Raw genomic sequence first — 25,162 nt, forward strand, 5'->3', positions numbered from 1 at the left:
CTTGTCGGAAAGAAACATTTTTGTTAGAATACTTTTTTGATGAAGATACCCTATGTCCAATGATATAATGGCAGATAAATCCGATCGAGTACGAGCAGTGCGTGAAGCTCAGTTTAATCTTTTTGATCTGCAATCCAGCGAGAAGAAATTTGAACGATCATGTGCTGATTTGGAACAAGAAATACACAGAATAGAGATTCAGATGTCTCGACTCAAAGCAGAGCTCGAACACAAGCAGTCTCTTCTTAAATCAGCGAAACAGAAACTGCAGTCAGCCCAAGAAGCATCGGCGCAAGCGAAGAAAAAAATGAATAGTTTGTAACTGAGAGTATCAGAGAAATACCGTAATCAGAAAAAAAGGCTATGAAAGATATCCGTACAATTTATTTGGAATTTTTTGAATCGAAAAACCATAAACAAGTTCCTTCGTCACCACTCGTTCCAGAGAACGATCCGACGACACTTTTCACGGGTTCTGGTATGCAACCGATTCTCCCATATCTCCTCGGAGCAAAGCATCCGATGGGTTCTCGTATTACTGATGCTCAAAAATGTTTTCGTGCTCAGGATATTGAAGAAGCGGGGGATAATCGTCACACGACTTTTTTTGAAATGCTCGGAAATTGGTCATTTGGTGATCCGACTGCAACCGATGCTATTGGTGAACAGGGTTATTTCAAACAGGAGCAGATTACCTGGATGTGGCAATTTCTGACAGAAGGCATTGGTCTCGATCCGAAAAATCTCTACTTTACATGTTTTCGAGGAAACGAAGATCTCAATATTCCCAGGGATATAGAATCGGCTCTCCTCTGGCAGAAACTCTTTCGAGAAAAGGGTATTGAGGCAATGATAGGGGAAGATCCGGAAAAAAACGGAATACGAACAGGTGAAAAAATATTTTATTATTCTGAAAAGAAAAACTGGTGGAGTCGTGCGGGTGTACCAGGAAATATGCCGGTCGGTGAACCAGGAGGACCAGACACGGAAATGTTCTGGGATTTTGGTGAATCACAAGGGCTCCACGAACAATCCATTTGGAAAGATGAACCGTGTCATGTGAATTGCGATTGTGGTCGATTTATGGAAATCGGCAACAATGTGTTTATGGAGTACAAAAAAACGACGACTGGTTTCGAAAAACTCGCTCAGAAAAATGTCGATTTTGGTGGAGGTCTCGAACGGCTTGTCGCAGCGCAGGGGAATAATCCAGATATGTTTCTCGGATATATCTTTGATACGCTTCGTCAGACTATCGAAGAACTTTCTTCGAAGAAATATGGTGAAAATAAAGAATACACGTATGCTTTCCGCGTCGTGATGGATCATATTCGTGCTTCGATATTTCTCATTGCAGACGGAGTAGTGCCCTCCAACACTGATCAGGGATATGTTCTTCGCAGACTCTTGCGACGAGCGGTGCGGTATGCTGATATACTCGGAATTTCTCCTCAATCACTGTCACGATGTGTCCCGGCTATTATCAAAGAATATGCACAAGCATATGGATATCTGGAAGAGAAGAAAGGGTATATTGTTACCATCATAGATGGAGAAGAATCAAAATTTCGAGAAACGCTGACACGTGGTATGAGAGAGCTCGAAAAACGTCTCGAAAAAAAGAGTCTGACAGGAAAAGATGCTTTTGAACTTTTTTCAACATACGGATTCCCTCTCGAAATGACAGAAGAAATGGTGAATGAAAAAGGTGTGACTCTTAATCGAGAAGAATTCAAAAAAGAATTTACGAAACATCAAGAACTCTCACGTTCTGCAAGTGCCGGGAAGTTCAAGGGTGGACTTGCCGATCACAGTGAAATGTCAGTGAAATACCATACGGCGACACATCTCCTTCAGCAAGCATTGAGAACTGTCCTCGGCAATCATGTTACTCAGAAAGGAAGCAATATTACATCAGAACGTATGCGATTCGACTTTTCTCATCCTGAAAAAATGACTGATGAACAAAAAAAAGAAGTGGAGAATATTGTGAATGAAAAAATCGCCGAGAAACTTCTAGTGAGTTATGAAGATTTGCCAAAAGAAGAGGCAGAAAAACTCGGTGCCATCGGACTTTTTGAGGAGAAATATGGTGATAAAGTGCGTGTGTATAAAATAGGAGCATTCAGTCTTGAGTTTTGTGGTGGCCCTCACGTAGCCAATACGGGTGATTTGGGGCATTTCAAGATTATGAAAGAAGAGGCTTGCTCAGCTGGAGTACGTCGTATCAAAGCCATTCTTGAATAAGGAATATAACTTATCTGAAAAAGAAAAAACCCTACGATGCAGTTGCATAATAGGGTCTTGTTGTCTTAGGCCTTAGACCTTAGGCACACGAGTGAGAAAGGATACTGAACGCTTGTTGATATCCTTTGACTCCAATCCAAACGGGGAGAAAATATTCTTTATTCCCTGTCCGACTTGTTTTCTCGAGAGCCTTTCCAGGGAGTGTCTCATAGCAATCGAAACCGCTATGCCGATATCGCTCCAATAGACGTCGCCGTATGGTGACGTAAAAGCCTGTCACTCCTCGTTCATGAAGATACGTGAGGAGATGGCCGAGGAACTCGAGAGAATGCTTTGCAGACTCGGGAGTCCCTGTGATTCTGGAGATCTCGACGGAACCGAGTGGTACCGATTGAGAATTATCCAGGAGTTTGCTGATGGGCAAATCGAGTGTGGGTGTGCTCCAAATGAGACGACACCCAGCACCTACTTGCCCTAGAGCATTGGCGAGGAGAACATAATCGCATCGACCGAAACGGTCGTAGCCATCCTGTTCCATGCCATCAGCACGTACTTCTTCCCACCCGTATTTGATGGCGAATTGTTCGTGTCGACGCCGGTAGTGGTCCTCTACCAAACATGTTTCCCGATCGGTTTTGAGACCCGATCGGATGATGAATGGTGTATAGTGTGTTGCCACTATAGAAGGACCCTCGTTTTTTTCGTTTGTTTCTTTGAAACAATGCATGATATGACTCCAATGTAAGCTGTATGCCTTCCCCGGGTAAGGGGATACGAAAAAATATGGCTCACCGGGAGCAGTTTTGTTAAGAAACTGACTATACATCATACTCCTTTTATAGCGTTTTGTCAATAGGACAATACAAATATAACACATTTTTTGCCTTTTATAAAGGGAAATAATACGTATGATGTACAGTACTGTTCCAATGCTGGTTGACAGTTTTCGAGGAATAGCGTATAGTGGACAAGTAAACAAATGGCTTGTTAATAGTATTTATTTTTGGCATATGCTCGCGATTATCAGAACTGGCGGAAAGCAGTACAAAGTTTCCGAAGGACAGAAAGTGAAAATTGAAAAATTGGAAAAAGAAATCGGTGATACGATTGCTTTTGAAGTATTGTTTGTTGGTGATGAGAAGTCCGTACAGGTTGGTACTCCAGTTTTGGAAAAGGCTGTTGTCGAAGGAAAAGTGATCGATCAAGATCGTCATGACAAAGTAAAAGGTATCAAACACAAGGCCAAGAAGCGTTATCTCGTACGTTTTGGTCATCGTCAACCATATACCGAAGTAGAAATTACCAAGATTACTGCATAAAAGTTTCTCCTATAAAATTTCAAAGCCCGTCTGGATGTTACCTGACGGGCTTTTTTTTGAGTTTTCACTCACTATTTTTTTGTTCCTGTGAAGAATCACCTTGTGTAGGCTGTTGTTGCTGGTCATCATCACTGATGACAACCAGACCTTCTTCCACGGCTTCGTAGGGGACAAAGTGCCCCTCCATGCCTGGTTCAAACGGCACAAAAGCTGTCATTTTCTTGCTCCTCGGTTGGTTGAAAAAAAGAAAAACGGGTGATATTACTCGTTTTGAAAGTGCTCCTACTCACAATGATATTATACCAGTTCCTTGCGATTTGTCAAGGAGGCAGTAAGGGTCATTTCATCGGCATATTCGATATCGCCACCGGTCGCCATACCACGAGCGATACGGGTCACTTTGATATGGAGGGGCTCGAGCTTCTTCTTGAGGTAGAGAGCAGTCATATCGCCTTCGGTGGTAGGATTGGTAGCAAGGATCACTTCTGTGATGTGTTCGTCTGCGACACGATGGAGGAGTTCGCTGATACGGAGGTTGTTGCTGTTATCATTCTTCCCGCTTTCGATAAGTCCACCGAGTACGTGATAAAGACCGTTGTAGGTGCCGGTACGTTCGATGGCGATGACATCGAGTGGTTCTTCCACGAGACAGAGAACATCTGAGATACGCTTGGTATCAGCACAGATCATACAGAGATCGCTTTCGGCGATATGAAAACAACGAGTACAACTTTTCAGATGATGGAGTGCTTCGAGACTCTCTGCAAAACCCTGCAGCCGTTCCTCATCCTGTTTGAACAGATAGAGTACGATACGTTCGGCCATTTTCGGTCCCACGGAAGGAAGGGAAGAGAAGTGTGCGATGAGTGACTGAAAAACTTTTGGATAATGCATAAAAACAAGATGCTAGATAAGAGATAATGGATGTAAGATAAAAAAGAAAAGGGGAAAATAAGAATTTGACATCACTTATCAATTATCCCTCATCATTTATCTATCATCGTGTAGTTTCTCGAGTGATCGGAACGCAGCAGAATTGTCATCGAAGAAAAGTTGCACTTTACCGACTGGTCCATTACGGTGTTTGGCGATGATGATATCAGCAATATTTTTGTTTGGTGTATCTGGTTTCACGCGGTCTTCACGATAGAGGAAAAGTACGACGTCAGCATCCTGTTCGATAGAACCAGACTCACGCAAGTCAGACAGTTTTGGTATCTGATCAGGACGGGATTCGACCGCACGAGACAGCTGTGAGAGAGCGATGACCGGAATATTGAGTTCGCGTGCGAGTTGCTTGAGTCCGCGAGATATTTCTGAGATTTCTTGGACACGATTGTCGCCTTTGCTACTTCGTCCTTCCATCAGCTGGAGGTAGTCGATGATGATGAGTCCGAGATTGTGTTCTGCTTGGAGGCGTCTGGCCATTGTTCTCATTTCCATAATGTTGAGTGATCCAGAGTCATCGATGAAAATAGAGGCTTCAGAAAGCACTCCCATAGCATCCGAGATACGCTCGAAATCATTGTCAGGACCTTCGCTTGAGAGCTTGCCCGTACGGAGTTTCCAGAGATCGACACCGGCCTGTGAAGCGATCATACGATCGACGAGCTGGTCAGAACCCATTTCAAGAGAGAATATACCGACAGGAACTTTGGAGTGAATACCGACTTGACGGGCGATATCGAGCGCGAGAGATGTTTTTCCGACAGATGGACGGGCGGCGAGAATGATGAGATCGGATTTCTGGAGTCCTGCCAAAATATTATCGAGATCAGGGAAATGTGTCTGTACGCCACGAAAGGTATTGTCGCTTTTATGGAGTTCATCGATACGATTGAAAGCTACTTCAAGAATGGATTTGATTGGTATGAAATCCTGCTTGATATAATTCTGAGAGATGGCAAATATTTTTTGTTCAGCTTGATCGAGGAGTTTCTGAATATCTTCTGATTCATCATAACCGAGTTCCACGATGTCGTTTGCCGAACTGATGAGTCTACGAAGGAGAACCTTTTTCTGCACTACTTTGGCATAATGAACGACATTTGAAGACGAAGGAACAGAATTGACGAGACTGGCGAGATAGTTCGATCCACCAATTTCTTCGAGTTTGCTTTTTTCTTCGAGTTTGTTGGCAAGAGAGAGAACATCAATCGGCTCACGTTCTTCGTAGAGAGTGAGCATAGTCTCGTAGATGAGATTGTGAGCGTCCTTGTAGAAATCTCCGACCTTGAGAAGGTCTGCGATTTTGATCACAGCATCTTTGTCGAGCATAAGAGAACCGAGGACAGATGTCTCAGCTTCGAGGTTGTGAGGGGGAACTCGGAGATGTTCGGTCGTTTTTGCCATGAAAGTGAAGTATGTATTTAGAGCAGTTGTTTTAGTATACTCGAGTATTAGAGAGAATTCAACTTGACGAAAGTGATATTTTAGTATATATGTAAAGTGTGATGAAATGGTGTTTGTATTGTTCTTTAGGAGGTTTCAATGAGTAGTATAACGCTGAAGGGAACGGTGACTTCTGTCCAATTTGAATTCGCTCGTTGGATGGAAAAGGAGACAGAAGGATATGAGAAAGAAATCACAAATAGTCGATTGACTATTTTGTCAGGTGATACCATATCACTAGAAATTTTTTTTGAAACAAAGGAAAAGGAGAAGAAAAAAGTGTGTGAAGCAGAATAAAGGGGTGGTCGTGTGAATATACGACTACCCCTTTTCATTTTTTAGATTTTTTTGATCTGGTAGTTATCAGCGATATCTTCTATTTTGTATCCGTGAGCGAGGATGGTATCACGGAGACGATCGGATTCAGCAAAGTTTTTCTCTTTTCGTGCGTGCTTGCGTGCCTCGGCAAGAATAGTGACTTCTTCTGGTATAACGGTTATTTCCTGTTTCAGGCCGAAAAAGAAAAATATTTTTTCAAAAACGAGTAGAAGCGCAGACTGATTTACAGGTTCATTCCGATCCAGAATCGTATTTATTTGTTTGGTGAGTTCGAGTGCGAGAGAGAGTGCTTCTGGAGAATTGAGATCATCTTGCATGGAAAAACGTATGCGTTCGATCAGGTCTTGTCCATCAAATGCTGTGTCGATATTTTTTTCTTTTGGAAGAGCAGAGAGACGATCAAATGTCGTGAAGAGCGTTTCTCTATTTTTCTTGGCTTGTTCGAGGGATTCCCAGGTGAAGTTCATCTGACTGCGATAATGAGCACTGAGAAGAAGAATGCGAAAATCCATCGGAGAAAATCCTTTTTCAACGACATCTTCGAGCGTGTAGAAATTACCCTTGGATTTGGACATTTTCTCGCCACTTACGAGTATGTGACGCGTGTGCATCCAGTATCGTACGAAAGGTTGTTCGGTCACACCTTCTGATTGGACGATTTCTGCTTCGTGATGAGGGAAGATATTGTCTTCTCCGCCAGTGTGAATATCGATTGTATTACCGAGATATTCCATGCTCATCGCACTACACTCGATGTGCCATCCAGGATACCCTTCACTCCAAGGAGAGGTCCAGTGCATGAGATGTCCCTCTGGTGCTTTGAGCCAGAGAGCGAAATCCCATGGATTTTTCTTGTCAGGATGTTCTTCGAGACGTGCGCCGACTTTCAGATTGACCAGTGTGTTACCAGACAATTTACCGTAATCAGGGAATGTCGTCACATCGAGAAAAACATTACCATTTTTTTCATAGGCATGACCTTTTTTTATGAGTTCTTCGATGAGGTGAACCATCTGCTTTACATGAGCTGTCGCTCGAGGAAAATAGTGAGCAGGGAGGATATTCATTACATCTTCTGTTTGGTGAAAATATGCTTCGTAGAAAAGAGCTATTTCTCCAGGTGTTTTCTTTTCTGCGCGAGCTTTCTTCTCGATTTTGTCTTCACCACTGTCACCCTGAGCGACATCATCGGAAGTGAGGTGTCCGACGTCGGTGATGTTTTTGATCATTCGTACTTCATAGCCCGCATCTTCGAGCACACGACGCAGAGTATCTGAGAACGTATAAGCACGAATATTGCCAATATGAATATATCCGTAGACGGTTGGTCCACAGATGTACATCCCGACCTTTCCGGGATTGAGAGGTTCGAATTCTTCTTTGGATTTTGTGAGAGTATTGTAGAAACGCATAGCGATAGATTATCAACAAAAAGCCATTCCACAATAACACAAAAACAAACTCCGAGACAAATGAGCTGTTTTTTACTTTAGAGCCATTTTTTGAATTTGAAAATGGCGATAGTGATGACAGAGAGGAGTGCCATAAATCCTGAATGAATCCAAAAGGCAAAAGGACTGTGTCCGAATGGGATTTGCGCACTCATCGCGAGCATATTGGAATAGACGCTCATCGGCAGAAGAACAGCAGAAAAAATAGTGAGCACTTTCATCGTTAGATCGAGCTTGTTGGACAGAAGAGAATTATTGGTTGCTTCGAGTGCCTCGATAGTTTCTTTCTGACTTTCGAGAATGTTCCAGAGACGGATGTTCGTACCGATGAGATCTTGGAAATAAATTTTTATCTCAGTCGGTATGAAAGGATGATTTTTCTGAATCATTGATTCGAGAATAGAGCGTTGTGGTTTGAGTGTTCGACGAAAATTGAGAATATCTCGTTTGAGGACAGAAATTTCAAATACCATTTCTTTTTCTTGACCCGCAAAAACCTGTGTTTCGACAGAATCGAGTTTTTTCCCGATATGATTGAGTCGAGGAAAACAGGAATCGAGCAAGATCTCTATGAGATTATGAAGAAGATAGGTAGGGGTTTTTCCGAGAGAGATTCGTTTCTTCCCCTCATGTTGTTCGAGGTCTTCGAAAAATTTGTTGATTTGATAGATGCTTTGTTTGTGACTGGTGATGAGGTGATGTTCGGTAAGGATAATATCGAGTTCTCCTGGATATGTGGTCCGATGTTCTACGTCGAAGAGAGGAATATGAATAGACAAAAAGAGACAACTGTCATATTGGACGACTTTTGGTTGATAGGTTGGTGTGATGAGTTCTTCTATTGCAAGGGGATGAATGTTGAAATTTTCTTGCAAGTAAGTGATATCATCCGTTCCTGGATCTTCGAAATCTATCCAGGTTATTTCTTTGTATTTGAGAGTTTTCATTTTTTTGTCATCGTCGCTTGCTTGTCATATCGTTTCGCGAACGACAATGATGAGCAATAGGATGTTTCTATTTATTTTCTTTCCCTCAGTATACCAAGCAAAAAGAAAATTGACAAAGTTGTTCTCCTGATACTATGCTGTCGATATGATAAAAAAAATATTACTAGCATCGATTCGACTCTATCAGAAAACCCTTTCGCTCGAACATGGGTTTATGGGGAGGGTATTTGGTGAACGGTTTTGTCGATTTTATCCGACGTGTAGTGCTTATACGTACGAAGCCATAGAACGATATGGTGTTCCGCGTGGAGGTTTTATGGGACTGAAACGTATCCTTCGTTGTCATCCGTGGAACGATGGAGGATATGACCCTGTGAGAAAGAAGTCGTCACAAGCGACTGAAGTCGTGCCAAAGGCGTGATGTTCTTGTCCTATAGAAGAGAGTGAGTAAGGGTAGTTTGTTTAACAACGGAAAAGGAGATTGAAAAATGACAGCTAAGAAAAAGCCTGATGGGAAACAGCTAAAGGTTGTTCCATCCAAGCCATCGACACACATCGTGTGTCACATCTTTTTATCGACTCTCGGTTTGAATCCTGAAGAGGGAAAAAACCGGACTATTCCCGTCCTTTGGGCGAGACGTGATCACTTCTGCAAAGGGAATCGTGTCTGTGAACAGAATTGTCGCAATCAGTGTCAATGAAGAATTTATAAAGCGCGTTCAGGTGAACGCTTGTGGTATTGCCACACAAGAATAGGAGGTCTGAAATAAGCCTCCTTTTTCATTGTCTTTTTTGAATTGGCACTCTACTTGACAGAGTGCCAATTCGTATTTATAATGTATATAAGAGTTATTTATCTCTTATCAATTATCACTTATCTTTTTCTGAAATGAACAATCGTCAAGAAAAAATTCTCTCAGCTATCGTCGATATCTATACGAGGACAGCATTGCCAGTAGGATCGCAAGCTCTCCTTGAAGAATATGATTTTGGTGTGAGCTCTGCGACACTGCGAAGTGATATGGTAATCCTCGAGGAAGAAGGATATCTCTATCAACCACATGTCTCTGCTGGACGTATCCCGACCGATGTAGGGTATCGGAAATATGTCGAAGAGATGATGGGGGAAAAAACGCTCTCACATAAAGATCAAGAACGGTTACAAACAGAACTCCTCATGCTCAAGGCCAAACATCTTCGTCTCGGTCGTACGACAGCCAAACTTCTTTCGGCACTCTCTGGCAATCTCGCCGTTTCGGGTGTGTGGAAAAAGCCTGCCCGCCACACTTCTGATTCCGCTGAAACGGGAGAGGATGTGGGAGGGGATGAATTCTATGATTTCGGGATGAAGGAGATGATCGAGAAACCGGAATTCAAAGAAATCGATGAACTCTGTCGTCTCGTAGAAACACTCGATTCGCTCGACGAGAAACTCGATGGCATTATGCTCAAACTGAAAGACGGAGAGACACAGATATTTATCGGCAATGAAAATCCGATTCGTGGTATAGACAACTGTTCGATGGTCGTCGCCCCGTATCAGAACAAAGAAGGGGAACGAGGAATGCTCGCTATCATCGGTCCGAAACGAATGGATTATGCGAAGAATAAATCCCTCATCGAATATATGAAAAAATTGTTGTCTTCCTCGCTCGTCGTCATCGTCTTTATTTCTCTCTCATAAACGAAACAAATATGACGATGGAAAAGAATTCATCACCGTCGCTCGCCACCGTCGTTTCGCGAACGACGTGGCAAGCGAGCGACGTGACAAGAGAAAAAGAAGAAGAGAGAAAGAATAAGGAACTCTCAGAAGCAGAAAAACAAGAACAATTCGAACTCGCAAAAAATAGACTAACCCGTTCATCGTAATAAAAATATGACGAATAAAAAAAAGAATTCATCACCATCGCTCGCGAGCGACGTGACAAGAGAACAGGAAGAAATAAACAAGGATCAAGAACCAACAGAGATCACTGAAGAAATGGAAGAGAAATCAGAATGGCAAGTGAAGGCAGAGGAATACCTCGAAGACCTGAAAAGAACGCAAGCAGACTTCGAAAACTACAAGAAACGACAGGTAGAATCACAGAAGGAGTTGCGCGGGATGCTCATAGAAAAACTGGTACTCGATATTGTCCCTGTTCTCGATAATTTCCGTTCTGCGACATCTCATGTACCACCTGAACAGTCGAGTAGTCCGTGGGTCGTCGGTATCCAATATATCGAGAAACAACTCGAAACAGTACTGACCGATAATGGAATGCAAGTGATGGAAACGAAAGAAGGAGATGTATTTGATCCGAGTATCCACGAAGCGATTGATACAGAAAAAAATACTGAAGAAAATGTAGAAAGCGATGAGGCAAAGAAGAATGATGAACAGCACACGGTAGCCAAAGTTATTCAGAAAGGATACAAGTTTGGAGAAAGAGTCGTGAGGCCAGCGAAGGTAATCGTTAAATAAGAAGATGTATTATGTATTAAGTATAACGTATACTGTATGGAAATACATGATACAGAATACGTGATACGGTATACGACCAGTTAAATTAATTAAGTAAATATATTGTAACAAATTAACATTAATATTATGAGCAAGATATTAGGTATCGATCTCGGAACAACCAATTCAGCAATGGCATTTGTCGAAGGTGGTACTCCGTCGATCATCGAAAATAAAGAAGGGAATCGTACGACACCATCGATGGTAGCCGTATCAAAGACAGGAGAACGCCTCGTCGGACTCCTCGCCAAGCGTCAGGGAGTGACCAATCCGGAAAATACACTCTACTCAGTGAAGCGTCTCATCGGACGACATTTCAACGATGACGAAGTGAAGCGTGATATGAAAACGCTTCCGTACAAAGTCATTCAGTCAGGTGAAGGTGTGAAAATTGTGATGAGTGGCAAAGAATACACGCCACAAGAAGTGAGTGCAATGATCCTCTCCAAGCTCAAGGCTGATGCCGAAGAAAAACTTGGTGAGAAAATTACCGATGCAGTCATCACAGTGCCTGCGTACTTCGATGATTCTCAACGCAAAGCGACCAAAGAAGCTGGAGAAATCGCTGGATTCAATGTTCGTCGTATTATCAACGAACCAACAGCAGCCGCTCTCGCCTACGGATTCAATAAAAAGAAAGATGAGAAAATCGCTGTCTATGACCTTGGTGGTGGAACATTCGATATTTCCATTCTCGAAGTTGCAGAAGATACTGTCGAAGTGAAATCAACGAATGGTGATACACACCTCGGAGGTGATGATTTTGATCAACGCATCATCCACTGGATTTTGGATGAATTCAAGAAACAAGAAGGCATCGATCTTTCCAAAGATCCTCTCTCACTCCAGCGTATCAAAGAAGCTGCTGAGAAGGCCAAGATTGAGCTCTCAACTGCCAACGAAACAGAAATCAATCAACCGTTCATCACGGCTGATGCGTCTGGACCAAAACACATGCTCATCAAGCTTTCTCGATCCAAGCTCGAAGAACTCGTCGGCGATCTTGTGACCGCATCATTCGAACCAGTCAAGAAAGCTCTCGCTGATGCAAAACTTGATGTGAAAGACATCAGTGAGGTCGTGCTTGTTGGTGGTATGACTCGTATGCCACTCGTCCTCGCTGAAGTAGAGAAATTCTTCGGTAAGAAACCAAACATTACGGTGAACCCTGATGAAGTAGTAGCACTCGGTGCTGCTATCCAGGGAGGTGTGCTCGAAGGATCAGTGAAAGACGTGCTTCTCCTCGATGTCACTCCACTGACATTCGGTATTGAAACAATGGGAGGTGTCCGTACGCCACTTATTGATCGCAATACGACCGTTCCAGTTTCTCGATCACAAGTGTTCTCGACCGCTGCTGACAATCAGCCATCTGTCCAGATTCATGTCCTCCAAGGGGAGCGTGAAATGGCCGGAGATAACAAATCACTCGGACAGTTTATTCTCGATGGTATTATGCCGGCACCACGTGGTATCCCACAGATCGAAGTGACTTTTGATATCGATGCCTCTGGTATTCTCACGGTATCTGCCAAGGACAAGGCGACGGGCAAGAGTCAGAATATCCGTATCGAATCATCGACAGGACTTTCCAAAGATGAAATCGAACGTATGAAGAAAGATGCTGAGATGCATGCCGATGAAGACAAACGAAAGAAAGAACTCATCGAGGCACGCAATATGGCAGACAGTCTTTCTTACACGACTGAAAAGTCGATGAAAGATGCAGGGGACAAACTCACCGCTGAAGAGAAGAAACCAGTTGAAGAAGCCATCACTGAACTCAACAAAGTGAAGAACGGTGATGACCTCGAAGCCATCAAGAAAGCAACTGAAACACTTTCTCAGTCAGCTCAAAAGATTGGTGAGAAACTCTACAAGGCCGCACAAGAGGCTGAAGCAGCTAAGGCGAGTGCTACAGGCGCACAGCCAGGTGCTGAAGGCGCTACTGGTACGACCGAAGCTCCAAAAGAAGCCGAGACCGAACCTGTTTCAGAAGAAACCAAGCCTGAAGAAGAAAAGAAGTAAGGAAAAATGTAGTATAATAAAAGCGGGACAGAATGTCCCGCTTTTATGGTAAATACGCATTGAAAATTCTATGGAAAAATTTTTTGAACAAGAGAGACCGAAGATTATTGATACACTCGAGATCGCTTCTGGGAATATTTCTTTGATACATGAAATGGATAGGGTAGCTACTTTGGAGGGAAAAGAAATAAACTGGGGTGATGCTGTCGTCATTTCCGATATCTCACAGAGAGACCTCGTTGATGAAAAAACCGCTTTATCTCGAGAAGCTGTCCGTGAAGGAAAGACTCCTTCAAAAGAAATGTACGTTGCTTTTGACAATATCTCGATGCCATTTTCTGATAATTCTGTAAAGAGAATCATTTGTCGAAATTTCTTTAGCTCCTTCTCTGATATGAGTACGAACGATGGGAGTCAGATAGATACTGAAAAAGTAAAGAAATATAGAGATGAAATATACAGAGTGCTTGTACCAGGCGGATATCTTTTTATCCACGATACCCTGAGTCCCAAAGTGTCAGATCAGATTTTCGATGAAAAACTTTTTAATGATCGATTTGATGAAGTTTCCGTCGATGCTACGAATGATCTCAATATTTCTGTTGATTTTGTTTCAAAGATAGAGAATAAATTTGGAGAAAAAGGTGATCGTGGCATGAGAATCTTTAGGAAGAGGTAGCTATAAAATCCTTACAGATCAGAGTGAATTTCTCTGTTGGATTTTTCATTAAAAATATCAATAACTTCTATTTGGAAGCAAGGTTTCTAAGTATTTTCGAAGAATATATTTGATCAAATTATTTATTATGAAAGTAACTATTATTGGGACTGGATTTCTCGGAGAGGCTATCTATCAAGTTCTGAAGAAACAAGATATTGATATTGTCACGACATATCATACGCACAAGAAATTTGATACTTCTCTCGAGTATGATTTTTTGAATGATGATCCAGAGAAAGTATTTTCAGAGAACAAAGGAGATGTGGTTATTATGACCGCTATGGTTGAATTCACTGATGACTCAGCACTGCTTCAGAAATCGATGGAGCGTTTCGTGCAGTTCTTCCATCATTCGAGAATCATCTATATATCGAGTGATGGTATTTTTGATGGAGAACGTGGGGAATATACAGAGAATGATATCCCTCACCCAGTCACTTTGTATGGAAAGAATCTGCGCATTTGTGAAGAAGCGGTACGAAAGTATTCAAAAGATTATTGTATCGTCCGTCCCAGTTATATGTATGGTTTCGTGAATAACGTTCTTGATAATCGACTCAAAACAGCAAAAGAACTGCTCGAGAGAGGTGAAACCGTATCTCGATTTACTGATATGTATAAGTCGCCACTCAGTTATGCTGAGGCTGCTCAGGTCATCGATGTATTGATATCTTCTGGCTATATTGGAATTGTACATATTTCTGGAGAAAGGATGAGCGTGTATGATTTCACGAAAAATGGTATGAAATCGCTCGGTATATCAACAAGCACTCTCATAGGTGAACCTATGCCGATACCCAGACCAGTTGGACTTCTTCCAGACACTTCGCTTCGTTATGATTTGATGGAGCAATTGACACACATAAAACCAAAAAGCATACAGGATGAATTGCAGGTATAAAATTTCAAATTTTGAAATATATCGACAAAAAGAAAAAAGCCCGACGAATGTTATCGTGCGGGCTTTCTGCATATCAAGGGAGAGTCATATTCCATAGGACGTATTCATCAATTCATTGAAGCTCTTTTGCCCAACGATAGGAATGTTACTCGGCGCAAAGAGATATTCCTGGCGACATGTTTCGCAGTATGGGACGCTATAAATGTAGTCAAAGGATGTTGCTCCACGAATCCGTTTGACGATATGTCCATTGCATCCTTCCTTTATGCATTTCCCGTCTTTCCCGGATCTTTCGAGTAAATATCTTGCAATGAATGCTTTCTTCTCAGGGTTTTCAGTGAAAGCTTTTACTCGAGCAATCAAGTCTTCTAACGGCAGTTGACTCGCCATGATGTTTACCTCAGTTGTTAAAGATACTCAAAGAGTATAAGATATAGAATTTTTGGTCAAGAATCAGTGATCTTCTTCGTATATTGCATTGAAAGGAAAGAAAAAGCCCAGACGAATGTTATCGTGTGGGCTTTTTTTGTAGAGGGGAGCAGTGGCTCATTTGTGTGGTGGCGACTGGTGTTACACTGTTATGGCAATGTATTGCCACGAAGGAATGAGATAACTCCATGGTTTGAGAGACCATATCTGAAGCAATTTCTCGCCACTCACCGCCCGATTGCCGACAGGAAGTGTCGTATCTGAATCAGCGAGCACACTCGGATCATAGAGACAATACATATCCTTGTTTCGGCCACACAGTACTACCCAATGTGGGAAGAGTCGACCTCTCACAAAGAGCACTACTGGTCTATGGGTTTTCAAGAGAAGATTGACTCCGCGCAATAGCTGAACCTTGTCCCCGTACATTTGTATGAAACGGGGAGAAAAACCGTGAGCTACGAAAATTTTGAGCATCGAAGATGGAGATACTGATTTGTGCTCCAATCCGTCATCTTCCTTATACGTAAGACCGATGGCGTTGATCGCCCATCGGGCACTATGCGGACCACACGCCTTTCTTGGCATACGTGAAAAGTTTGTTGGATTTTTCACCAGATATCCCTCCTGTAGCAATTTCAGTAGTAACTGAGGCAGTTGTGAAACTCTATTTTTTGGTGGTTAGTACGATCACCAGAAACAGGCTTCGTTTCAAAAGGGACTGAAGCGTCTTCCTCATCCCGTAGGCGCTGATTTTCTTTCTTCAGCACCAGGTAGTACTTGTTGTACGCCTGAGCCACGCGCTCCTGATGATTCACGCTGGAACCACCGAAACGACGAAGGAATTCCTCCCAGTGCATCTGGTGAGAAGATTCGGCGTATTTCAGAAACTCGCTACCTGGATCTTTCAAAACGAGCTTTTTCGCTTCATCAAAAGCCAGATTTTTGGTCACAATAATTTGTGGATCATGCATGTCATACTCCTGTTGTTAAAGAAACTTATTTATAGCACTTTTTTGTGTTTTTGTCAAGTACAAAAAATACATTGGAAAAGAAAAAAGCCCGAGCGAATGCTATCGTGTGGGCTTTCTGGTAGAGGAGGAGAGAACGAATGGGTTCTTCAGTATGAGTCGACGTCGTCGTGCACCAGTATCTTTTCTGATGTTTCGAGCGACTGAACAGCGCGATGAAGAGCGAAATAGTACTCGTTGTACGCTTCAAGTGCGATGCCGTTGTCGGTAATCGACGTTTTGCCGAAACGTGAGAGGAATTCGTTCCAGAGACTATCATTCTGGGCGCTGAGCAGGTATTTCAGAAGCTCGTGTTTTGGATCATGAGCGTGAAGAAGTCCAGCCTCTTCAGTAATCAGGCTCGAGATATCGGTGATTTCAGTTGCATTTAACATTTTTTCTCCTGTTGGATTGTGAAAGAATATATCCGTTGTAGAATTTTTTACTCATTTTGTCAAGAGAAATCTTTGCATATTGGCTGATATACTTTATACTGAGAGTAGGATTTTTTAATTATTTATTTCGAAAATTTATGGAATTTTTACGGATACTCCGACAGAGTATTTTTGATAGAGATTTTTATATGAAAGCAAAAGATACTCATTTTAGCGGAGCATTGAAGCAGTATACACTGTTTATAGTGTGTATCGCTTGTATTACTGCAATATTTTTCTTTTCTTTCCTTTTTGTTTCTTTGTCACAAATGAGAGAAATGGGGGATGTTCGCGCTCAAGCACTGTCTCTCTATCCTGATGAACTCGTGCTCCGTTTCGAGAATGGTCAAGCGACTTCCAATGTCGCAGAACCGTATGTGATCCCGGTACCAGCATCGTTTGGTATACAAAATTCTGACAATCTGCTTGTTATCAATACTCAGGGGACAGTGACGCCAGCTGATTTCGATCTCTATAATACATCCGCCATTCTCGGAGGTGACGCCGTGTGGGTCTATGATCGAAAGAAAGAGAAGATTGAGATTCAGAAATTTGATATGTTTGGAAAAGAAGCTGTTGTCGTGAATGAACAGAAAGTAGGAGAGTGGATAGATATCGCTTGGAACATAGGGAAGAAAGTGTTGGTTGCTTCCTTCATATTCGTACCGTTTTTCATTTTCTCTTTTCTCTGGTTCAGTTATCTGACATACCTCCTCTTTGGCGCAGTCATTATTTGGGTTGTTGCCAAGGTACGTAAAGCCGATCTCTCGTACAGCCAGTCATACAAAATCGGTCTCTATCTTATTACGCTTCCAATTCTCTACAATACATTGACAGTTGCTTCTCTCTCCTCCCTTCGTTTTCCTTTTGCATTTACGATTATTCTCGCTATCGTAGCGTATGCAAATCTGACCCCGACAAGCACCATTTCAATCAGTGAAGAAAAAACAGACACACCCAAAGAAGACGAAGGAGTGATCAAAATTGAAAACATCGAAGAAAAAAAGGATCTGAATATTGAATCAAATAAAGAATTATAAGAAAATCAGGAATATTCAAATTATTTTTTATCTTTATGAAAGAACAAGTGAAGAATCAAATTCAGATCAAGGCAACGGACGAAGTATTGCGCGGGGTGTATGCGAATGCGATGCAGGTGCTTCATACCAAACAAGAATTTGTTCTGGATTTTATGAACATGTTTCCGCCGACAGGGACACTCAATGCACGAGTCATTGTTTCACCTGCTCATTTGAAACAAATTATTACCGTACTTTCTGACAATTTGAATAAATACGAAACGAGTTTTGGAACAGTGGAAGCTTCGGATGCTTCATCAAAAACTATTGGTTTTCAAGCATAACGTACAGACATATGTATGAAGGATTTTTGCAGGAAAGAGATGAGTCAGACGCAAAAAATGATATTGCAGAAGAGACGATAATCCATGTCCAGGAATTATTGGACGATGGATTGTACGATGAGGATGCTCGAAACAGAGCTATTATTATGCTCGAAGAAGCGAGATTGTCAACAAAAGATGAACGCGCAATAGAACAAATAGACATGCTTCTCGAAGATATCGAAACTCGCTACGGAGATGTTTAAGAAAACAACATTTGTTTTTTTCTTTGAAGTAGGATAAGGTGCGATACGACCTATGGATATACATTCGGTACAATTTGTGAAAGGAGTCATTGGTTCCGAAGGACTGCCACAGCCATCACTGCCTGTTGTGGCTTTTTTCGGGCGTTCGAATGTGGGAAAATCGAGCGTGATCAATTCACTCGTAAAACAGAAAGGTATGGCACGATCAAGTTCTTCTGCAGGACGGACGACAGAGATCAATTACTACCTCGTGAATGACGCATGGTATTTGGTCGATCTCCCTGGCTATGGGTATGCTAATCGTCCAGCAGTCGTACGAGCGAAACTTGAGAAACATCTTTCCTGGTATGCAAGTACTGATGAAGTCAATTTTCTTTGGACAGCACTCATCGTCGATGCGGAGATAGGTGCCAAAGATTCCGATAAAAAAACTTTTGAACTCCTCCGAGAATATGGGAGAAGAGTGATCATCATCGCGAATAAATGTGACAAGGGTGGTCGGAACGATATGACCAAGAGTTTGCAGAAAATTCGTACGACCTTCCCTGATTGCCCTGTGATTCGCTATTCCGCCAAGACAGGTGAGGGGAGAATAGAGCTTCTCCAAACTCTTTTTCCGAAAGAGAAGAAATAGACAGCACACAATTGAGTATCACTTTTTTCACCCATCAACATCTCTTGACTGATGGGTATTTTTGTGTCAAAATATTGTGTTGACATTGTCAACAGTTTTTTCACAACTAGTAGGAGTAAGAGATGAAGAATGTGTATTCTTTTGTGCTTTGTGGCGGTCGAGGCATTCGTCTCGGCGCGCTTACCGATACTCGGGCCAAGCCCGCAGTACCGTTTGGCGGGAAATACCGTATTGTCGATTTCGTGATGTCGAATCTGTTTAACAGCGGGTTCCACACTATTGGGGCACTCGTCCAATATCGGAGTCAGTTTCTGATGGACTATCTGTCCAACAATTGGAGCTCAGTCCCGAAAATGGGGTTCAATGTCTATACCATCGCACCTCAACAGGTGTTTGGTGAAGAATGGTATCGTGGTACGGCCGATGCGGTGTATCAGAATCTGGACACCGTGCGTGAGCATGGGTCTTTCGATACCGTGTGCATCATGAGTGGTGATCATATCACCGCGATCAATCTCTCTCAGATGTATCGGTACCATCAGGCACGGGAATCAGTGTTTACTGTCTGTGCGATGTCTGTGCCATCGGGCGAAGCATCAGAACGCTTTGGCGTGATCGAAGTCGATGAAAACAGTCGAATCATTGGTTTTGAAGAAAAGCCGAAGTTCCCGAAAGAAATTCCTGGGAAGCCTGGGTGGAGCTATATCTCCCTCGGGAACTACTTTGCGAATTTTCATCGTCTCTCGAGTTATCTTGGTGAAGATGCGAATGATGCTGAAAGTGATCACGACTTCGGCAAAGACATCATCCCTCAGATGGTGAGTGCCAGAGAAGCAGTGTTCGCTTATGACTATCGGGATAACCATATCACTGGTCAGAAAGAACACTACTGGCGTGACGTTGGTACGGTGAGTGGGTATCATGAGGCCAATATGGACCTCGTCCAGTACGAGCCACAGATCAACCTCTACAACGAAGAATGGCCTATTTGGACGCCGGCGGACAACCTGCCGGGCGCCAAGTTCGTCAAACCGCATCATCGGCTGGGTAGCGGTGAACGTTTCATTGTGAGTGGTGGATGCATCGTGGAAGATGCTTACCTTTGTGAGACGATTCTCGGACGCAATGTCCGCGTGTATGGATCCAAAGTATGTCAGTCAGTGATCTGTGCTGGTGTGCGAATTGGATCTGGATGTTCACTCAGTCGTGTGATTATCGACGAAGGTGTTCATATTCCACCGAAAACGAAAATCGGCTTTGATGCCGAACACGATAAAGCTCGTGGCTTCTTCGTTGATGACAGTGGTATTGTCATCGTTCCTCAAGGATATGTCTTCAAGTAAGGTCATATCAAAAAGTAGAATCACCCCGTTTTCCGAACCAGGAAGCGGGGGATTTTTTTATTAGGAAATACTTTTGAGATCCGAATGCTTTTTCTTAGGTTTTTTATATTGACTTCTTTTATTCTTTGAGGATATACTCTATGGAAGTTTGATCATGCTTACCTAGGGATCCAAATGAAAGGGTTCTTGTGGTAGAGCGGGATCGTCCTGTTTTATCCTGCTGGGCGACTGGCGGGCTGGTGAGCGATCACCTTCAGTTCTTTTACAACCGGAGTATTTTTATCATGAAAACCTTTGAAATTGGCAAGTTGTTTCACGAAGGGAATGTCCAGACCTCCGTCACTTTGATGGATTTCCCTTATCTGATCCCTGATGCGTTTTATGAGACACGAGAGGGGAAGAAGCTTTCTATCCCTCTGTTACGCTCGATACTGAGCGAGTATTCCAAGAACTATATCCTCCTTAAAAAAGAAAGTGGCAAGGAAGAACGTCTTTTGGAACGAGCCTTGAAAACGCTGGAAACAGCGAATCACTATGAGTCGGCCTGCCCGAATGGCTTTTTCGGTCTTGACGGACTCGAACAGTCATTGAAAGATTTGGACGATCCCACAAAACATGTCATGATCTCGGCTGGTATGAGCAATGTCACATTCAAACTTTTGCGTTTGGGTGACTGTATTGCCATGTTACCAACTGACTCACGAGGAGAAAATCATCAGGATGCAATCGGTATCCTCGACGACATAATGGAAAGAACAAATGGAGTGATGAATCTCATACATTTCGTTCGGCAATATGGATTTTCTATTGTTCCAAACTATGCCCCAGATGGGAACAATGGCGGTATCTTTGATGTGGCCGACGAAATAGCGAAATGGCGTGTACATGCGCCTCTGATCAATTGGGTGGACGCGGAAGTTTTTACCCAGAGCCTGTCGGAAGATTTCATATCGAGTTCTGATAATGATGACGGTGGTGTCGTCATCGGATCGTACGGAGATATGGACGTTTTGATGAGAATCAAGTCCGCGAAAAACTCAAAAGACGACATGGCCTGGCGACGTGGATATATCCGGAGCCAGACGGCTACGAGAATCGTTTTCGAGTCGAATCATCGGTACATGATCGAAGTGGAGTATTTCTTGAGAGTCAAGAATCTTCGGCCTTGTTGGCTTACCGCTGTCTCGCTGAAACACAGTCTTGATTACGGTACAGAACAACACTGCATGGCAGCCGTTGCACGAATGATGTATGCTGGACTTTATAGCCGTTCTTTTGAACAAACAATGAGTCACAATTCCCATCTTCGTTCATTCGTCATTTGTACTGTCTGTCGATAAGTAGGTGGCTTTGGTCACTACTGAATACAGTAAGGCCATATCAATAAAGTAGAATCACCCCGTTTTCCGAACCAGGAAGCGGGGGATTTTTTTATAAAAAAGAGGAGAAATGAAGAATCGTATTTTTTAAGCAATAAAAAAGCTCCTCCAATAAGAAGAGCTTTTTCAGTTGTCCGAATATATCGTTTAGCGTAAAGCTTTCACGATATAAATCAGCACTACAGCGCCGATAAGGGCGACGACGAAGCTGTAGAGATCGAACCCAGACACTCCGGCCTGACCAAAAAAGGTCATGATCCAACCACCGACGACAGCGCCGACAATACCTACAATAATATTGAGGAGAATGCCTTGCTGACTGTCTGTGTGCATGAGAAGTGATGCGACCCAACCGACGAGACCACCAAAGATGATCCAAATAAGAAAACTCATAGAATTTAATGTTAATGAATTAAGAGGTTATCAATCTTGTCGATCAAGTTTTACGGCTGCTTCAGGAGTAGAGACTGTCTTCCCCATGACAAGGAGCTTGATAATACCCCATGCAAAGAGAAAATAGACGAACATAGCGAGAATGGTGGTCCATTCAAAAATACTCCCTTCCACTCGTGATATTCTGAAAACAGAAGTGAACGGTGCTACGAAGATACCAGTGGCGGTGTAGATGAAATCTGTGAATCCTGCTCCAGCATTGGCGCCGAAAAGCTTGAGGATGAGACGAAACGCGAGGAGCGTTTCGAGAAGCCCGAGGAGATACCAGATGACCTGTGTTCCGCGATAGAGTGGTTTTGTGCTGCCTGATGACATTGCGTCCATAAGATTTTTCGTTACGGATTAAGGCATTTTTTCTATCTTTCTAGGTAACCACGTGGTTACATGAATAATGAAGAAGAACTTTCATATCTCTATTGTACTCCTTATAGTTTAAATTAGCCAATGTTTTTTGAAAAAAGTCAAGAGGATAGAGGTGTCTTGTTGTTGATTTCCTTGCCAATTGCAGGTATACTCTATGCACACTTATGGAAGAAACAACATTACAATCATCGCTCTCTATCAAAGATATCCTTCCGGAGAAACAGGGGAAATGCCAAGCAACGATCAAGGTCTGTCTGCACGATAAATGTTGTCGAAAGGGAGCGGAAGATATCTATAAAAATCTCAAAGAAGGACTCTCGAAAGAAGAAGCTCTTGTTTTGCCTATCCACGAATGTTTCGGATTCTGCAAAGACGGTCCGAATATCTCTTTGAATGACAATATTATCAAAGGTGTTCGTCCTTTCTCAGCTGTGGAGCTCGTCAGAAGAGAACTCGAGAACCCATCCTGCAAGGCCGATGGACTCGGATCAAAAAGCATTGAGACACTTGACGATGTCTTGGAAAATATCGAAAAACTCTAGAGTGAAATAAGAATCCGCCCACATCGTTCTATGAAGTGTTTCGGGCAGGCCCGCCTGCAACGCTATGCGTAGCATTACGGGCAGGGTTGTAAAAAAAAGGTCTTTGTGATAGCTTGTTATATCAATAAATAACGAGCTTTTTTTGTAAAGACAAGGTCATGAAACGAAGCAAAGCTTTTTTCAAGTCAGTACTCAAAGCGAATAAAGAGAGGATGCTCGCTACTTTTGATCGAGCGAAGAAACATACCCAATCGATGATGCAAAGAAACGTGAAACGAAATGAGAAGTCACTTCTGATAATTCTCTGGAACATCTATTATCAGAAAATACGTACTGTCCTGTACTCTGCCTCTGCGAAATCAAGGACATACATCCGCCAATTTTCTTTACGAGATACTTATCGGAATATATCTGTTTTTTTCACCAAGACATTGAATCGCATGAAAGACACTTCTTTCGCGATATATGAGAATGTTATTCTGCGAGGAAAATATACGCATAAAATGTTTATGATACTTTTTCTGGTAGCTATTGTTTTTGGAATAGGAGTGAAATCTCTTGCTGTGAATATCGGTATGACGATGGGCTTTGATGATTACCTGGTTATTTCAGAGGATGTTCGTTATGATATCGGCCTTTTGCAAGAGAAAAATATGAACCAAACAAAAGAAGATTCAGAAAGTAACGAACGACAGGGCGATGTCTGTTCGGATTTGGAGATATAATTCCCTATTTTTTTTAGATGATTTTTATGGATACTTTTTACCCGAAGAACGAAGTGACGCAAGAGAAAAGTGTCGTTCAGATAAAAAACCTGATTGCACTGGGTGTTGTCTTGACAGGGCTTTTTATCGGAAGTTTGTTCGTGGACTTTGCACAACTGATGACGGGAAGTGGTTTTTCTCGGAGTATCGTTCGAGAGTATGATCTTCTTCAATCAGGAGGCAAGACATGGGTAGCTTACAAAGAACCAAAAGTGACTGTCCATATCATCACTGATGAAGATTGTACGAATTGTGATCCTCGCGAGGCCCTCGTATGGCTCCGACGTGTGATGCCGACGATAGAAGCTTCTGCTGTAGAGAGTACTTCTCCTCTCGGAAGAGAGCTTATCGAGCAAATGCGCATCGTGTCTCTCCCAGCATTTATTTTCTCTCGAGATGTGACAGCGACAGATTTCTATTCTCAGGCATCGAGTCTCTTTATCGAGGAGGAAAAAGGATATTTTTTTGATATGGGAAAAATTGGTTTGTCTATCGGGAAATATCTGACACTTCCAGAAGTGCGTGACGGTGACAGTATGAGTGGACCACGAGATGCTCGAGTGACCATTATCGAATTCTCAGATTTCCAGTGTGTCTATTGCAAGACATTTCAATCCGATCTGAATACAGTGCTGAAAGAATATGCTGGTAAGGTATTGTTCGTTTATAAGCATCTTCCGCTCTCTTCACATACTCAAGCGGAGAACGCATCACTTGCTTCGCTCTGTGCCAATGAGCAGGGGAAGTTTCAGGTGTATGCTGATTATCTTTACACAAAACAAGACGTGTGGGGAAAAACAATTGGTACACAGAAATTCAAGGACTATGCTTGGTGGCTCGGTCTCGATGGTCGAAAATTCACGACCTGTCTCGATACCAAAAAATATCAAAACCAGGTACTCGCTGATAAAACAGAAGCGAATAAATTCTCTCTTACAGGAACGCCGAGCACTTTCATTAACGGCGTCTTCTTATCTGGTGCTGTGACAAAAGATGTCTTGAGACAAGTGATTGACGAAGAGCTTGCTCGATAAACATGAGACATGAGTCTTGCTGTTTGGTTATTTTTCCTGTAAAATGGAAAAAGTTTTGCATTTGCCAAGATAGCTCATCCGCCATCCGCCATCTGGCGGAGGCGGAGGCAGAGCGGCACATTCGCTCGCCCCGTCACACAATGAAGTTTCAGAAAATACGATATTACGCCATCTTAGCTCAGTTGGTAGAGCGGCACACTCGTAACGTGCAGGTCCGCGGTTCAATCCCGCGAGATGGCTCCAAGATTAATGTGTGACTGGGGTAAATGCAGGTCCCGGGTTCGATTCCCGGTCTTGGCTCCATAAATAAGTTCTCCAG

Annotated in this window: 32 protein-coding genes and 1 tRNA gene; 21 read left to right on the forward strand and 12 right to left on the reverse strand. The window is 42.7% G+C overall.

What is annotated here, in order from left to right; genetic code table 11:
- Positions 1–52: 52 nt before the first annotated feature.
- Together PHH40_00880 and PHH40_00885 are read left to right on the forward strand one after the other, a co-directional pair.
- Positions 53–322: a hypothetical protein gene (locus tag PHH40_00880; protein MDD2766303.1), complete on the forward strand. Its 270-nt coding sequence runs from the start codon at positions 53–55 to the stop codon at positions 320–322.
- A gap of 41 nt (positions 323–363) precedes the next feature.
- The gene (locus PHH40_00885) at positions 364–2,247 is read left to right on the forward strand and encodes an alanine--tRNA ligase (GenBank protein MDD2766304.1); all 1,884 of its coding nucleotides are present in this window, start codon (positions 364–366) and stop codon (positions 2,245–2,247) included.
- A 79-nt stretch (positions 2,248–2,326) separates the two neighbouring features.
- Here PHH40_00885 and PHH40_00890 read toward each other — a convergent pair whose 3' ends face one another.
- The gene (locus PHH40_00890; protein ID MDD2766305.1) at positions 2,327–2,974 is read right to left on the reverse strand and encodes a hypothetical protein; all 648 of its coding nucleotides are present in this window, start codon (positions 2,972–2,974) and stop codon (positions 2,327–2,329) included.
- A gap of 283 nt (positions 2,975–3,257) precedes the next feature.
- Between PHH40_00890 and rplU the strand changes: the two genes are divergently transcribed.
- Positions 3,258–3,566: a 50S ribosomal protein L21 gene (gene rplU / locus PHH40_00895; GenBank protein ID MDD2766306.1), complete on the forward strand. Its 309-nt coding sequence runs from the start codon at positions 3,258–3,260 to the stop codon at positions 3,564–3,566.
- Between the two features lie 64 nt (positions 3,567–3,630).
- Here the strand turns inward: rplU and PHH40_00900 are convergent, their stop codons facing one another.
- From PHH40_00900 to dnaB, 3 genes are all read right to left on the reverse strand, one after another.
- The gene (locus tag PHH40_00900) at positions 3,631–3,783 is read right to left on the reverse strand and encodes a hypothetical protein (protein MDD2766307.1); all 153 of its coding nucleotides are present in this window, start codon (positions 3,781–3,783) and stop codon (positions 3,631–3,633) included.
- A gap of 80 nt (positions 3,784–3,863) precedes the next feature.
- Entirely contained in the window at positions 3,864–4,460 is a 597-nt protein-coding gene (recR, locus tag PHH40_00905; protein MDD2766308.1) for a recombination mediator RecR, read from the reverse strand.
- Positions 4,461–4,556: 96 nt separating this feature from the next.
- Positions 4,557–5,918, reverse strand: coding sequence for a replicative DNA helicase (gene dnaB / locus PHH40_00910; protein ID MDD2766309.1), 1,362 nt, complete (start codon positions 5,916–5,918; stop codon positions 4,557–4,559).
- A gap of 138 nt (positions 5,919–6,056) precedes the next feature.
- Between dnaB and PHH40_00915 the strand changes: the two genes are divergently transcribed.
- Positions 6,057–6,254 carry a hypothetical protein gene (locus PHH40_00915; GenBank protein MDD2766310.1) on the forward strand — a complete coding sequence of 66 codons (198 nt, stop codon included), beginning with the start codon at positions 6,057–6,059 and terminating at the stop codon, positions 6,252–6,254.
- Between the two features lie 41 nt (positions 6,255–6,295).
- Here PHH40_00915 and cysS read toward each other — a convergent pair whose 3' ends face one another.
- Entirely contained in the window at positions 6,296–7,708 is a 1,413-nt protein-coding gene (gene cysS / locus PHH40_00920) for a cysteine--tRNA ligase (protein MDD2766311.1), read from the reverse strand.
- Positions 7,709–7,785: 77 nt separating this feature from the next.
- A complete protein-coding gene (locus PHH40_00925) occupies positions 7,786–8,694 on the reverse strand; it encodes a magnesium transporter CorA family protein (protein ID MDD2766312.1) in 909 nt (302 codons plus the stop codon).
- A 148-nt stretch (positions 8,695–8,842) separates the two neighbouring features.
- On the opposite strand from PHH40_00925, the gene yidD reads away from it, so the two are divergent.
- From yidD to PHH40_00960, 7 genes are all read left to right on the forward strand, one after another.
- Positions 8,843–9,115 carry a membrane protein insertion efficiency factor YidD gene (gene yidD / locus PHH40_00930; GenBank protein MDD2766313.1) on the forward strand — a complete coding sequence of 91 codons (273 nt, stop codon included), beginning with the start codon at positions 8,843–8,845 and terminating at the stop codon, positions 9,113–9,115.
- Positions 9,116–9,583: 468 nt separating this feature from the next.
- The gene (locus tag PHH40_00935; protein MDD2766314.1) at positions 9,584–10,378 is read left to right on the forward strand and encodes a hypothetical protein; all 795 of its coding nucleotides are present in this window, start codon (positions 9,584–9,586) and stop codon (positions 10,376–10,378) included.
- Positions 10,379–10,389: 11 nt separating this feature from the next.
- A complete protein-coding gene (locus PHH40_00940) occupies positions 10,390–10,566 on the forward strand; it encodes a hypothetical protein (GenBank protein MDD2766315.1) in 177 nt (58 codons plus the stop codon).
- A 7-nt stretch (positions 10,567–10,573) separates the two neighbouring features.
- Complete coding sequence (locus tag PHH40_00945; GenBank protein ID MDD2766316.1) at positions 10,574–11,161, forward strand: nucleotide exchange factor GrpE; 588 nt, start codon at positions 10,574–10,576, stop codon at positions 11,159–11,161.
- Positions 11,162–11,287: 126 nt separating this feature from the next.
- Positions 11,288–13,228 carry a molecular chaperone DnaK gene (gene dnaK, locus PHH40_00950; GenBank protein ID MDD2766317.1) on the forward strand — a complete coding sequence of 647 codons (1,941 nt, stop codon included), beginning with the start codon at positions 11,288–11,290 and terminating at the stop codon, positions 13,226–13,228.
- Positions 13,229–13,298: 70 nt separating this feature from the next.
- A complete protein-coding gene (locus PHH40_00955; protein MDD2766318.1) occupies positions 13,299–13,907 on the forward strand; it encodes a methyltransferase domain-containing protein in 609 nt (202 codons plus the stop codon).
- Positions 13,908–14,034: 127 nt separating this feature from the next.
- Complete coding sequence (locus PHH40_00960) at positions 14,035–14,850, forward strand: sugar nucleotide-binding protein (GenBank protein MDD2766319.1); 816 nt, start codon at positions 14,035–14,037, stop codon at positions 14,848–14,850.
- Between the two features lie 84 nt (positions 14,851–14,934).
- Here PHH40_00960 and PHH40_00965 read toward each other — a convergent pair whose 3' ends face one another.
- From PHH40_00965 to PHH40_00980, 4 genes are all read right to left on the reverse strand, one after another.
- The gene (locus PHH40_00965) at positions 14,935–15,240 is read right to left on the reverse strand and encodes a hypothetical protein (protein MDD2766320.1); all 306 of its coding nucleotides are present in this window, start codon (positions 15,238–15,240) and stop codon (positions 14,935–14,937) included.
- Between the two features lie 180 nt (positions 15,241–15,420).
- Entirely contained in the window at positions 15,421–15,867 is a 447-nt protein-coding gene (locus PHH40_00970) for a hypothetical protein (GenBank protein MDD2766321.1), read from the reverse strand.
- 50 nt (positions 15,868–15,917) lie between these two features.
- On the reverse strand, positions 15,918–16,253 hold the full coding sequence (locus PHH40_00975) for a hypothetical protein (protein ID MDD2766322.1): 336 nt from the start codon (positions 16,251–16,253) through the stop codon (positions 15,918–15,920).
- A 146-nt stretch (positions 16,254–16,399) separates the two neighbouring features.
- A complete protein-coding gene (locus PHH40_00980) occupies positions 16,400–16,684 on the reverse strand; it encodes a hypothetical protein (GenBank protein MDD2766323.1) in 285 nt (94 codons plus the stop codon).
- A 137-nt stretch (positions 16,685–16,821) separates the two neighbouring features.
- On the opposite strand from PHH40_00980, the gene PHH40_00985 reads away from it, so the two are divergent.
- From PHH40_00985 to PHH40_01010, 6 genes are all read left to right on the forward strand, one after another.
- On the forward strand, positions 16,822–17,763 hold the full coding sequence (locus PHH40_00985) for a DUF1189 family protein (protein MDD2766324.1): 942 nt from the start codon (positions 16,822–16,824) through the stop codon (positions 17,761–17,763).
- Positions 17,764–17,798: 35 nt separating this feature from the next.
- On the forward strand, positions 17,799–18,086 hold the full coding sequence (locus PHH40_00990; GenBank protein ID MDD2766325.1) for a DUF3467 domain-containing protein: 288 nt from the start codon (positions 17,799–17,801) through the stop codon (positions 18,084–18,086).
- An 11-nt stretch (positions 18,087–18,097) separates the two neighbouring features.
- Positions 18,098–18,331: a hypothetical protein gene (locus tag PHH40_00995; protein MDD2766326.1), complete on the forward strand. Its 234-nt coding sequence runs from the start codon at positions 18,098–18,100 to the stop codon at positions 18,329–18,331.
- A gap of 52 nt (positions 18,332–18,383) precedes the next feature.
- On the forward strand, positions 18,384–18,965 hold the full coding sequence (gene yihA, locus PHH40_01000) for a ribosome biogenesis GTP-binding protein YihA/YsxC (GenBank protein MDD2766327.1): 582 nt from the start codon (positions 18,384–18,386) through the stop codon (positions 18,963–18,965).
- A gap of 131 nt (positions 18,966–19,096) precedes the next feature.
- A complete protein-coding gene (locus PHH40_01005; GenBank protein ID MDD2766328.1) occupies positions 19,097–20,308 on the forward strand; it encodes a sugar phosphate nucleotidyltransferase in 1,212 nt (403 codons plus the stop codon).
- A gap of 284 nt (positions 20,309–20,592) precedes the next feature.
- Positions 20,593–21,648, forward strand: a complete 1,056-nt coding sequence (locus PHH40_01010; GenBank protein MDD2766329.1) for a hypothetical protein — start codon at positions 20,593–20,595, stop codon at positions 21,646–21,648.
- Positions 21,649–21,834: 186 nt separating this feature from the next.
- On the opposite strand, the gene PHH40_01015 is transcribed toward PHH40_01010, so the two are convergent.
- Complete coding sequence (locus PHH40_01015) at positions 21,835–22,080, reverse strand: GlsB/YeaQ/YmgE family stress response membrane protein (GenBank protein MDD2766330.1); 246 nt, start codon at positions 22,078–22,080, stop codon at positions 21,835–21,837.
- 30 nt (positions 22,081–22,110) lie between these two features.
- Positions 22,111–22,464 (reverse strand): YggT family protein, encoded by a 354-nt coding sequence (locus PHH40_01020; GenBank protein ID MDD2766331.1) that lies wholly within the window; start codon positions 22,462–22,464, stop codon positions 22,111–22,113.
- A 203-nt stretch (positions 22,465–22,667) separates the two neighbouring features.
- Here PHH40_01020 and PHH40_01025 point away from each other — a divergent pair, with 203 nt between their 5' ends.
- From PHH40_01025 to PHH40_01040, 4 genes are all read left to right on the forward strand, one after another.
- A complete protein-coding gene (locus PHH40_01025; GenBank protein MDD2766332.1) occupies positions 22,668–23,045 on the forward strand; it encodes a (2Fe-2S) ferredoxin domain-containing protein in 378 nt (125 codons plus the stop codon).
- A gap of 158 nt (positions 23,046–23,203) precedes the next feature.
- Entirely contained in the window at positions 23,204–23,770 is a 567-nt protein-coding gene (locus tag PHH40_01030; GenBank protein MDD2766333.1) for a hypothetical protein, read from the forward strand.
- A 26-nt stretch (positions 23,771–23,796) separates the two neighbouring features.
- Positions 23,797–24,843 (forward strand): thioredoxin domain-containing protein, encoded by a 1,047-nt coding sequence (locus PHH40_01035; GenBank protein MDD2766334.1) that lies wholly within the window; start codon positions 23,797–23,799, stop codon positions 24,841–24,843.
- 167 nt (positions 24,844–25,010) lie between these two features.
- A tRNA-Thr gene (locus tag PHH40_01040) sits at positions 25,011–25,086 on the forward strand.
- The last annotated feature ends 76 nt before the right edge of the window (positions 25,087–25,162 follow it).

Source organism: Candidatus Moraniibacteriota bacterium (assembly GCA_028688415.1).
Classification (GTDB): domain Bacteria; phylum Patescibacteriota; class Minisyncoccia; order Moranbacterales; family UBA1568; genus UBA1568.